9 protein-coding genes and 1 pseudogene are annotated in these 10,658 nt (G+C 72.2%); 6 read left to right on the forward strand and 4 right to left on the reverse strand.

Features of this window, described 5'->3' with window-relative positions:
• Positions 1–241: pseudogene (locus ACTIDRAF_RS0219165) on the forward strand (transcriptional regulator); the annotation flags it as partial.
• Positions 242–248: 7 nt separating this feature from the next.
• On the opposite strand, the gene ACTIDRAF_RS0219170 reads toward ACTIDRAF_RS0219165, so the two are convergent.
• The 3 genes from ACTIDRAF_RS0219170 to ACTIDRAF_RS0219180 all read right to left on the reverse strand — a co-directional run bounded on the left by ACTIDRAF_RS0219170 (position 249) and on the right by ACTIDRAF_RS0219180 (position 2,713).
• Entirely contained in the window at positions 249–599 is a 351-nt protein-coding gene (locus ACTIDRAF_RS0219170; RefSeq protein ID WP_016700342.1) for a hypothetical protein, read from the reverse strand.
• Positions 596–2,014, reverse strand: a complete 1,419-nt coding sequence (locus tag ACTIDRAF_RS0219175) for a hypothetical protein (RefSeq protein WP_016700343.1) — start codon at positions 2,012–2,014, stop codon at positions 596–598. The genes ACTIDRAF_RS0219170 and ACTIDRAF_RS0219175 overlap by 4 nt, the downstream gene beginning before the upstream one ends.
• A 309-nt stretch (positions 2,015–2,323) precedes the next feature.
• Positions 2,324–2,713, reverse strand: a complete 390-nt coding sequence (locus tag ACTIDRAF_RS0219180; RefSeq protein ID WP_016700344.1) for a helix-turn-helix domain-containing protein — start codon at positions 2,711–2,713, stop codon at positions 2,324–2,326.
• Positions 2,714–3,085: 372 nt separating this feature from the next.
• On the opposite strand from ACTIDRAF_RS0219180, the gene ACTIDRAF_RS0219190 reads away from it, so the two are divergent.
• The 3 genes from ACTIDRAF_RS0219190 to ACTIDRAF_RS29845 are packed head-to-tail and all read left to right on the forward strand — an operon-like array spanning position 3,086 to position 5,828.
• Positions 3,086–3,424: a WhiB family transcriptional regulator gene (locus ACTIDRAF_RS0219190; RefSeq protein WP_016700345.1), complete on the forward strand. Its 339-nt coding sequence runs from the start codon at positions 3,086–3,088 to the stop codon at positions 3,422–3,424.
• A complete protein-coding gene (locus ACTIDRAF_RS0219195; protein ID WP_016700346.1) occupies positions 3,421–3,747 on the forward strand; it encodes a hypothetical protein in 327 nt (108 codons plus the stop codon). Before ACTIDRAF_RS0219190 ends, ACTIDRAF_RS0219195 begins: the two co-directional genes overlap by 4 nt.
• Positions 3,744–5,828: an FtsK/SpoIIIE domain-containing protein gene (locus tag ACTIDRAF_RS29845; RefSeq protein ID WP_052168893.1), complete on the forward strand. Its 2,085-nt coding sequence runs from the start codon at positions 3,744–3,746 to the stop codon at positions 5,826–5,828. The genes ACTIDRAF_RS0219195 and ACTIDRAF_RS29845 overlap by 4 nt, the downstream gene beginning before the upstream one ends.
• A gap of 154 nt (positions 5,829–5,982) precedes the next feature.
• Here ACTIDRAF_RS29845 and pdxR read toward each other — a convergent pair whose 3' ends face one another.
• The gene (gene pdxR / locus ACTIDRAF_RS0219205) at positions 5,983–7,473 is read right to left on the reverse strand and encodes a MocR-like pyridoxine biosynthesis transcription factor PdxR (RefSeq protein ID WP_016700348.1); all 1,491 of its coding nucleotides are present in this window, start codon (positions 7,471–7,473) and stop codon (positions 5,983–5,985) included.
• A gap of 66 nt (positions 7,474–7,539) precedes the next feature.
• Between pdxR and ACTIDRAF_RS29850 the strand changes: the two genes are divergently transcribed.
• Complete coding sequence (locus tag ACTIDRAF_RS29850; RefSeq protein ID WP_157163143.1) at positions 7,540–8,385, forward strand: hypothetical protein; 846 nt, start codon at positions 7,540–7,542, stop codon at positions 8,383–8,385.
• A 330-nt stretch (positions 8,386–8,715) separates the two neighbouring features.
• The gene (locus tag ACTIDRAF_RS0219215; RefSeq protein WP_016700349.1) at positions 8,716–10,581 is read left to right on the forward strand and encodes a bifunctional metallophosphatase/5'-nucleotidase; all 1,866 of its coding nucleotides are present in this window, start codon (positions 8,716–8,718) and stop codon (positions 10,579–10,581) included.
• The last annotated feature ends 77 nt before the right edge of the window (positions 10,582–10,658 follow it).

Raw genomic sequence — 10,658 nt, forward strand, 5'->3', positions numbered from 1 at the left:
TCTGATCGTGATCGAGGACGAGGAGTTCTGGCACCGCTTCGGCGGGGACGTGCGGGCCAACTGGGAGGCAGCCGGCCTGCTCCAGTACTCCGCACGCGACCGGGAGATCCTGGCCGAACTCGCGCAGGACGAGTCGTGGAGCAACGAGGGCTTGTTCGCCTTCACCCAAGGGTTGCGGCGGCTGGGTGAGATCGGCGGCGACCGCGTCGACGTTCCCGAGCTCGCCTGGTCCCTGTCCTGACGAGGTGTCAGGTGGCGGAGGGCCATCGCACGGTCATCACGACCGAGTTGGCGAGCGCTTCCCAGGAGTGGTCGACACCGGCGCCCCACATCACGTAGTCGCCCTGCCGGGCGAGGACGGCGCTGCCCTCGGTGAGGTCCACCCGGAACCGTCCCTCGATGAGGATCACCAGCGTGGTGCGGGCGTCGTCTTTGGTCCACTCCGGGCGTGCGTCACCGGCGGGGTGCGAGGCCCACTTCACTTCGACGTCGGTGTTGTGCCGGACGCCCTGTGCGGGGTCGATGAAGTGCCCGACCAGCCACCCCCGGTTGGCGGACCCGTCCTCGGCGGCGTTCCCGGTGGACCACGTGCGGTTCACTGAGCGATCTCCCATTCGATGACTGGCAGTGTGACGCGCTGTCCGTCCAGGTCGGCGAGCCGGCGAAGGCCCTGGAGCATAGCGAACAGCCCCTCGTTGCTCCATGCCGTGTCGGTGACGAGTTCGGTCACCAGGTCCTCGTCCAGCGTGGAGTACCGGCGCAGGCTGGAGGACTCCCAGTTGGCTTCGACCTGGCCTCCGAAGCGGTGCCAGAACTCCTCGTCCTCGATCACGATCAGACTGGCGAACTCGTAGTTCCCCGACACCAGGTTCAACCCGAACCCGGTGCACTCCATCCGCAACCGCCCTGGCCGCTCGGTCAGCCACCGCATCGGTTCGGACAGCCGACTCGGGTGCATCGGATCGGCGCTGCGGACCTCGGTGATGGTGTTGTCGATGTCCTCGCGGCCGAACAGCTCCTCCTCCAGCTCACGAAGGAGGGTGGCACCGACCCGGGCGTCCGAGCGCACGTCGGTCAACGGTTCGTGGAAGCCCTTGGGGATGACCGCGAGACGGCGTGCGGCGTTGAGGACGTTGCCGGACCGTTCCTGAACGAGGAGGAGGTAGTCGGCCTCGCCTCGGAGGATGTCCGCTGGTCTCGCGATGGCCAGCAGCGCGAGCGCGCCTCCCGCGCACAGCCGGTCGCCGACGGCGAGGACGGCGGCGGAATCGGGGAGGTAGTGCTCCCGCAGGGGAAGCGAACCGGGCTGGATCGGGGTGCCCGCGGTGAGCGCGTCGGTCAGCTCGCCTTCCAGTAGGTCCATCGTGAGCGCGTACTCGACGAAGTGCGTGATTCCCACGTCGCCGCCGATCCGGCCGGGTTCCACGTCGACGCTGAGCAGGCGGTACAGCGGGTTGTTGGTCAGGCGGGTGTCCATGGCGATGACCTCGGCGAGCCTGCGCACGGCGGGGTCGATGGTCTGTTCGGTGAGGACGGGGGAGGGGTCGGGTTTGCCCCCGGTGGTGCGGAGCTGGTCATGTCGGGCGGTGAGGGGGCAGGCGAGGTCGAGCCAGTCGGCGCTGGTGAGCACGCTCGTGTGAGCGGTGGCCGCGCCCACCCGCGCGGCGTAGCGGCCGTAGCCCGGTCGCGGGTCGTAGTAGCGGGCGAGCGCGTCGGCCATGTCCGCCTGGGTGATCCGGCCGCGCCTGCTCCCGCGATCCCGTAACTCCTGTGCGTCCAGGTCCGCGAGGGCTCCGGTGACGGCGTGGCGGGCGGTGCCGGCGGGCCAGGCCGCGTGGTGGTCGATCCACTCCAGGGCCGCCGCGATGTGCGGGGCATCGCCGAGTCGCCGTTCGGCCCGCGCGCTGACCGGCCGCGCGGGCGGGGCGGCGGGCTCGGGCGCGGTAAGGGTTCGGAAACGTTCGCGCTCGGCTGGCGTCGCCTGCTCCAGTGCGGTGTCCAGCAGTTGTTGCATTTCCGATTTCGGCCGCAGGTTCGGTTTCTGGTGCCATCCGGCGACGGTGCGGGGTGCGACTCCCAGCCGTGCGGCGAAGGATTCCTGACTCAGGCGCAGGGCTGATTGCAGCGCACAGGCCGTCCTCCCCGTCCAACCGGTCACCGGGTGCATGAATTCTCCGCCGAGTTCTCGGGAGTCATCGGGAACAGGTCATGTGCGGTGTTTCCACAGTGGTTCCGCAGTTCCGGTGCATGGGATGCCCGCGCTGGTGGGCCTTGAATTCTGGGTATGCGCGACTCCACGCACCACACCGGACTGGTCCTCGCCTCACTGCCGGGCACGGACGTGGTGAGCGACGTCGGCGAGGTCCGCGCTGATGGCGTCCAGCCGTTCGGTGATGTCGACGAGTCGTTCCTCCACGGCGGCCAGCCGGGCCGCGAGCCGGTCCTCCTCGGCGGGCATCGGTACCGCCTCGCCTGGCTCGGGGGGAGTGCTGCCCTCCAACACGGCCTGGAGGTGCTGCGGGTGCAGTCCCAGGGTGGTGGAGAGGGCTTCGAGCGTGCGCGCGCTCCGCCGGCGCTCCACGGTGTGGTGCTGGATCTCCCGCACGATCGCCTGCGAGACCTGCGACCGTTCCGCGAGTTCCCGCTGTCGCCACCCGAGTTGGTTCACCCGCTCGTTGATGACTCTGGCGACCGCTGCCCAGTCGTCCGACACGCATACCTCCGCGCTCCGCCTCGGCGCAGACAGTAGCCGCTGAGCGCATTAGTCGCGGGACCTGATCGCGGTTCATGGCCCCGCGTCGCTCACCCCGTCCATTGGTGCGCTGATTTCAGCAACATGCTGCTGAAATCGACAATTCTGTTGTGAAGGGACCACCGCCATGCCCCCATCCCGCCCTGACTTCGCACGTCCCGAATTCCATTCCCCGCGCCAGGCCGCCCGGATTCTCGGAGTCCCGGAAAGAACCGTCCGCCGGGCGGTGCGACCTGGCGTGATCCGCGTCCTGCTGCGCCGCACCCACCCGGCCGTCACCACCGCCGAGCTCCGCGGCCTGCTGTCCACTCGCCGGACGGGTGGTGATGCCAGATGAGCACCGAGCCCACACCGGACCTCGCGGCGACGGCCCGCCGGCTGACCCGGCTGCGCCGGGTCCCCACCAACCTGCTCGCCGAGCTCGTCCGCCGCGACGGCGCCTGCGGCCATGGCAGCCCCGCCGAGCCACCGCACGATCTCACCGAACGGGACTACGCGGCCCACCTGTGCGCGGGCTGCCCCGTCGCTGACCCGTGCCTGGAACTCGAACTCCGCTCCGCCGGCTCCGACGTGGTCGGGGTGTGGGGCGGGCTCACCGAGGACGACACCCGCCACGTGCACCGGGCGTGGTCGAAGCAGGACCCCGACGACCACCAGGGAGAACGACGATGACCCTCAACGACGCCCCTTCCTCCGTCGTCCTCGGCGGCGCGCTCGTCCTCCTCGTCCTCGTCCTGGTGTGGCGGGCGGGAGCTCGCCGGGGACGGCGCACTGCCGCGAACCGGACCGAGACCCGGGTCGTGTCCGTCACGAGCCGCGTGCTGACCAATGCCGGTCTCATCACCACCGCGCAGTGGCTCCTGCTCACCCACGTCGCCAACCCCTGGGTCCAGCTCGCCACGCTGGTACTCCCCGCCCTGGTCGCCGCCCACACCCTGACCAAGTCTCTCCTGCTGATCACGAGCGGTGGTAGGCGAGACCGGGGCCGACCATGACCAGGCCGAGGACGCCGGCGGGTCCTGGAGCACGACTGGCCGACTGGTGGTCGCGGTCCACGCTGGTTCCGCCACCGTTGAAGTCGCCGCACCAGGCACGACAACTCCTACGTGACGGGGCCGCCGAGATCCTCCGGTCCCCGGCCCGTTTCCTCGGCGCGGTACTGCGCGGCCTGGTCACCGCCTACCGGTCGTGGCGCCGGTGGGTGCGGGTGCGGGACTACGCCGACGCGGCACGGGACGCCGGGAAGTTCGCCGACAAGTTCACCGAGATCCGCGCCCTGAGTTTCTTCCGGTGGAAGGTGACCCTCGGCGTCATCGCCGGGGCTGGGTTGGCGCTCGCCGTCCTCCACGCGGTCCACGGGCCGTCCGGGCCGTGGTGCGTGGGCGCCGTCGGGGCCGTCGCACTGGCGGCGTTGGGTCGGCGTGCCGAGGGACTGCCCGGTAGGAGGACGGTTCTGGCCGGCCCCCGGATCCTGCGGTGGAGCTTGGACCCGCAGGTGCTGGTGGACGCGTTCCGCGACGCCAAACTGCTCGGCAACGACGAGACCCTTCGCCTGGTCGAACGAGCGACCCGAGCCGGTGAGGGCTGGACCATCACCGTGGACCTACCCGCGACCCGCAAAGCCGCCGACGTGGTGAAGAACCGGGAGGCGCTGGCCTCGGCGCTCGCGGTCGACGAGGTCCAGCTGATCGTGAACCGCGTCCGAGGGCGCGGAGGGCATGCCGGGCGCGTGGCGCTGTGGGTGGCCGACCGGGACCCCTACTCCACACCACCGACCCGCACGCCCCTGGTCGACGCGGAACAGTGGGACGTGTGGCGACCGGTGCCCTTCGGCCGGGACCCCCAGGGCAGCCGCGTGGATCTACCGTTGGTGTGGACGTCCCTGCTGATCGGAGCTATCCCGCGCCAGGGCAAGACCTTCGCCGCCCGGCTCGCCGTCGCCGGCGCGGTCCTCGATCCGCACGCCCGCCTCTACGTCGCCGACTTCAAGGCGGGGAAGGACTGGGACGCGGCCGGCCAGGTCGCGCACCGGTTCCTCGCCGGTGACGACACCGACGACGTCTTCGCGTTGCTCGGCTGGCTCATCGAACTGATCAGCGAGGTCCAGGGCCGCTACCGCCGGATGCGAACACTCGATGACGCGACCTGCCCGGAATCCAAGCTCACACCGGTGATGTCCCGCGACGCAGCACTGGACATGCCGGTCACGGTCCTGGTGGTGGACGAGGTCCAGGTGCCACTGGAGAACAGGACACCGATCAGCGTGGAGGGCAGGAAGCAGACCACCGGGGAGTACGTGGGTGAACTCCTCACCTGGCTGGCCAAGAAAGGACCCGCCGCCGGGATCGTGCTCATCCTGGCCACCCAGCGGCCCGACTCGAAGACCATCCCGTCGGGACTGCGCGCCGTCCTCGGCTCCCGGTTCGCGCTGCGAGTCATGGACTGGCGGGACTCCAACATCGTGCTCGGCGACCAAATGAACACCCGGGGGTACGACAGCAGTCGACTGCTCGCCACGCACAAGGGCGTGGGCATCCTTCGACCGGACGGGGAGATCAACCAGGGCGGCGAGGTGCTGGCCCTGACGGTGCGGACCTACTACATGCCCAACGAGGACTGGCAGGCGATCTGCGCGCGGGGAAGGCAGCTTCGCGGTGGCGCGGGCCGCCTCACGGGGCACGCGACCGGCCGCGACACCGACCCGGTGTCGCCGGCGTCCGCCACCCTGTCGGTCCGGGAAGCCGCCAAGCCCACTCGGGCCAGTGCGTGGACCCCGGAAGGACTGCCCGAGCCGCTGGCCTCAGTGGTAGCCCACCTGGGCGACGAGCTCAGCGAGGGCGGACGAGAGTTCGTCCCGACCGCCGAACTCGTGGAGGCCCTGGGTGACGTCGACCCGAAGCAGTTCGCGCGCACCATGGCCGAACTCGGCTGCCGCCCAGTGCGCAACCGGGTTCCGGACCCGGATGGCGAGGTGCGGCAGGTGCGCGGCTATCTGACGGCGGAGCTCCGCGCCGCCGTGCGGCGGTCTCGGATGGACGGAGTCGGCCGCCGAAGGCTGAGGGGCAGGACACCCTGACGGTCGAGCAGCCAGCGGGACAGCATCGGTAACAGTGCGAGCGCCCCACGACAACCGTAGGGTGTCCCGGCTGGAGCCCGGCCCGGCGCGTCCCGGACTGGAGCTGCCGTTCCCTCCGTTCAAGGTGAGGACGGCCACCAGCATGGCTTGGCGGTCACGGCGGGGGAGGACGACGCGGGGCGGCCCTGGGGGCTGCCGGGCGGCGTCGGCTCCGGTCGATCACCCGGGCCAGCACCCCGACGGCCGCGTCCAACCGTTCCGGGTGGTGACCGGCGTAGTTGACCACCAGGCCCGGCCGTCCCGGTGCGATCCGGTGCCGGCTGAGCGGTCGCACCAGGACGCCGTGCGCCCGGGCGCGGGCGGCGATCTCGGCGTCGTCCTGGCCGTTCGGGAGCAGGACCAGCACGTGCAGTCCCGCCGCGACGCCGAGCACGGGGCAGTCCGGCAACCACCGGCGTAGCGCGGAGACCACCGCGTCCCGCCGCGCCCGGTGCCGGGTCCGCATCGCCCGCAGGTGCCGTTCGAGGACACCCTCGGCGAGCAACCGCGCCAGGGTGAGTTGGGGGAGGACCGGCGAGCCCAGGTCGCTGGCCCAGCGGAGTCTGACCAGCGGTGCGCGCAGGTGGTCGGGGGGCACGAGCCAGCCGAGCCGCAGTCCCGGCGCCAGGGTCTTGGACACGCTGGCCGTGTAGGCGACGGTCTGGGGGGACAACGGCTGGACCGCGCGGACCGGGGCCCGGTCGTAGCGGTACTCGGCGTCGTAGTCGTCCTCGATCACCAGCCCGTCCCGCGAGGCCGCCCACGCCAGCAGGGAACGCCGGCGTGCCGGGGAGAGCACCACCCCCGTGGGGTACTGGTGGGCGGGGGTCACCAGCACCGCGCCGGCCCCCGACCGGGACAGGACGGCGGTGTCCAGCCCATGCTCGTCGACCGGGACCGGCGGCAGCCTGGGCAGCCACTGCCCCAACACCGTCCGGTTGCCCTCCGCGCCCGGGTCCTCCAGCGCGACCGCGTCCACACCGCGATCCCGGAGGACCTGCGCCAACAGGCTGAGCGCCCCGGACACGCCGGAGGTGATCACGATGCGGTCCGGGGTAGCGACCACCCCCCGCGACCGGCCCAACCAGGCCGCCAGCTGCTCCCGCAGTTCCGGCACCCCCTGCGGGGGGCCGTAGCCGAGTTGCCGGGCCGATGCGGTGGCGAGCACCGCCCGTTCGGCGCGGAGCCAGGCGGCGCGGGGGAACGAGGCCAGGTCGGGGAGTCCGGCGGCCAGGTCGATGACGGCGGCCCGGTCGGTTCCGCCAGCCGGTTCCACCGGGGACCCGGTGGGCGTGGTGATGCCACGGGACGGCTCGGCCCGGGCGACGGCCGGTGGTGGGCCACCGGGCCGTGCGGCCACCGTGCTGCCCGCCCCGGCGCGGGCCTCGATCAGGCCCTCGTCGGCCAGCCGGCGGTATGCCTCGGACACGGTGCCCCGGGAGAATCCCAGTTCGACGGCGAGCACCCTCGTCGCCGGTAACCGGGCCCCCACCGGCAGGGTGCCGTCGGCGATCGCGTTCCGCAGCCTGGCGGCGAGCCAGGTGGTGCGTTCGCCACGGCGGACCCGGCTTCCGTCGAGCTGGAGGAAGTCCGAGCCACCCGTCATTGGACCAATCTACCGAGCCGTTCGTGGCACTGTGGAACAGTCCGCCGGCTGGTCAGGCTGGGGCGCATGACGCATGAGGACGCCCCGCCGGGCCCGTCGTGGAGTGGAGCGCTGCCGGGCTTGGGCGGCATGGTCTTGCTGGGTGGCACCGTCGCCGTCACCGGCGCGACGCACCACCTGCCGACGTTCGCGGTCCAGTCGGCCCGGTACGCCGTCGCGGCCCTCGGGGTCGTGGTGGTCGCCCGCTGCCTGCGGGTCCGGCTCGTACCGCCTCGGGGCAGCGAACTGGTGTGGGTGGTGGCGGGAGCCCTGTCCGGGCTGGTCCTGTTCACCCTGGCGGTGGTGCTCGGCACCCGGCACACCGAACCGGGGGTGTTCGGCGCCGCCGTCGCCTGCGTGCCGGTCGTGCTGGCGGTGGCCGGCCCGCTGGCCCGGGGCGGACGGCCCTCGGCGCGGCTGGTGACCGGGGCCGTCGTGGTCAGCGCGGGTGCGGTCGCCGTCGCCGGCTGGAGCCGCGCCGACATCCCCGGGGTCCTGCTCGCCGCGTCCCTGCCCGCGTGCGAGGCCGCGTTCACACTGTTCGGCGCCCAGCGTCGTCGGGCGCTTGGGCGCCTGGAGCTACTCGGCGGCGACCTGCGGCGTCGCCGCCGCCGTCTTCCTGGTGCTCGCGGCCGCCGTCGAGCGTCCCGACCCGGCCGGGTTCGCCGACCCCGACGTCCTGCTCGCGGTGGGGGTACCCCGGCCTGCTGGGCACGGCCGCCGCCTTCGTGCTCCGGTTCACCTGCGTCCGACGGGCCGGTGCCGGCGTCGCCGGGCTCACGGCGGGAGTCGCCGGGCCGAGCACCGCGCTGTGCGGGTTCGCCCTCGGGGCGCCGCCACCCTCGGCGGGGGCGTGGCTGGGCATGGGGGTGATCGCGGTCGGGCTCCCGGTGGGACTGCTGCCCGGCGTGCCGTCGCGGAGCGGCCGTGCGCAGGCCGGCGAGGAGGCGGCACATGATCGAGCGGGGCGGCCTCCGTGCCGCATGACCCCACCGGTTCCTGGGGGCGCCCACCGCGTGGTGGCCCGACGGGCACGCCCGGTGTTCGTCACCCGATGGACCACGAGACTTCGCCGACGATGCGGTGTCACCAGGCCACCGCTCTCGTAGGGTGCTCGTCGACGCCGTCCGCCCCGCCTGGCGACGGGACGGACCAGCCGGGCCGGTGGGGCGGTGGACGACTGACGTTTCTACGGAGGACCTGGTGCACAGCAGACCAACGACCGGCTCCGGCCGGCTGCCGGGGCGGGGACGAACCGCCACCAGACTGGGCGTCGCCCTCGCCGGCGTGGCCGTCGCGCTGCCCGCCCTGGCCGGGCCCGCCGCCGGCGCCGACGCGCGCGGCCGGGGCGTTCCCGAGTTCACCCTCACCGTGATGGGCACCTCCGACCTGCACGGCAACGTGTTCAACTGGGACTACTTCGCCGACGCCGAGTACGCGGACTCCTCGGGCAACCACGTGGGCCTGGCGAAGGTGTCCACGCTGGTCAACCAGGTGCGGGCGGATCGCGGCGCGCACCGGACGATGCTGGTCGACGCGGGTGACACCATCCAGGGCACCCCGCTGGCCTACTACCACGCCGTCGTCGACCCGGTCACGGAGTCGGGGGAGACGCACCCGATGGCGGCGGCGATGAACGCCGTGGGCTATGACGCCAGCGCGGTGGGCAACCACGAGTTCAACTACGGCCTGGACCTGTTGGACACCTTCGAGGAGCAGGCGGACTTCCCGTTGCTCGGCGCGAACGTGCTGGACGTCGAAACCGGGGAACCCGCCTACCGGCCCTACACGATCGAGACGGTCCGCCCCGACCGGGGACGGGCGATCCGCGTGGGCTTCCTCGGGCTGACCACCCCGGGTTCGGCGATCTGGGACCGCGCCCACGTCGAGGGTCGCCTGGAGTTCGACGGGATCGTCGAGCGGGCCCGCACCTACGTGCCCGAGATGAGGGCGGCCGGCGCGGATGTCGTCATCGCCCTGTCCCACTCGGGGATCGACCCCTCGTCCTCCTACGGTGACGCGTTGCCGTTCCCCGAGAACGCCAGCGGCATGCTGGCCGAGCAGGTGCCCGGCATCGACGCGATCCTGGCCGGGCACTCCCACCAGGAGGTGCCCGAGCGGTTCGTCACCAACGAGGAGACCGGCCAGGAGGTGCTGATCACCCAGCCCAAGCAGTGGGGGCAGCGCCTGTCGGTGATGGACATCGACCTGCGGATGGAGCGGGGCCGGTGGACGGTGACCGGGTTGAGCTCCCACGTCCTCGACTCGGCCACCGTGCCGGAGGACCGGGCCATCGTCGACCTCGTCGCCGACCAGCACGAGGCGGCCCGCGCCTACGTGAACGGCACCGTGGGCCACAACGCCCGCGCCATGTCGGCGGCGACCTCCCGGTACGAGGACACCGCCGCCGTCGACTTCATCAACCAGGTGCAGGCCGAGACGGTCGCGGAGGCGCTGGCCGACACCGAGCACGCCGACCTGCCGGTGTTGGCCGCCGCCGCCCCGTTCAACCGGGACGCCGTGATCCCCGAGGGTGAGGTCACCGTGCGTGACGTCGCCTCGCTCTACGGCTACGACAACACCCTGCTGGGGATCGTGCTCACCGGGGCGCAGCTGCGTGACTTCCTGGAGAAGTCGGCCGAGTACTACCAGCAGGTGGACGGCCCCGGGCCGCACGCGGCCAACGACGTGACCAACGCGCCCACCGCGACGGCGCCAAACGGCACCCCCGACTACCTCTACGACATCGTCGGAGGACTGGACGCCGCCCTCACCTACGACCTCGACCTGGGACAGCCGGTGGGGCAGCGGGTGGTCGACCTCGCCTACGACGGGGTCGCGGTGGCCGACGACCAGGAGTTCGTGCTGGCGTTGAACAACTACCGCCAGTCCGGCGGCGGGAACTTCCCGCACGTCACCGAGGCCCCCGTGGTCTACGACGAGCTGGCGGAGATCCGCCAGCTGCTGATCGACTGGGTGGCCGAGCGGGAGGTCGTCGACTCCGACGAGTTCCACTCGGTGGACTGGCGGCTTGTCTTCGGTGGGGAAGAGCTGCTGATCGAGAACTGAGTTCCACCTCCACCCGGGGCCCGTGCGCGGTCTCGGTGGATCGGAGGGCGTCGGCTCCGTCGCGGGACGGAGCCGAC

It is taken from the genome of Actinoalloteichus spitiensis RMV-1378 (assembly GCF_000239155.1).
Taxonomy (GTDB): Bacteria; Actinomycetota; Actinomycetes; order Mycobacteriales; family Pseudonocardiaceae; genus Actinoalloteichus_B; species Actinoalloteichus_B spitiensis.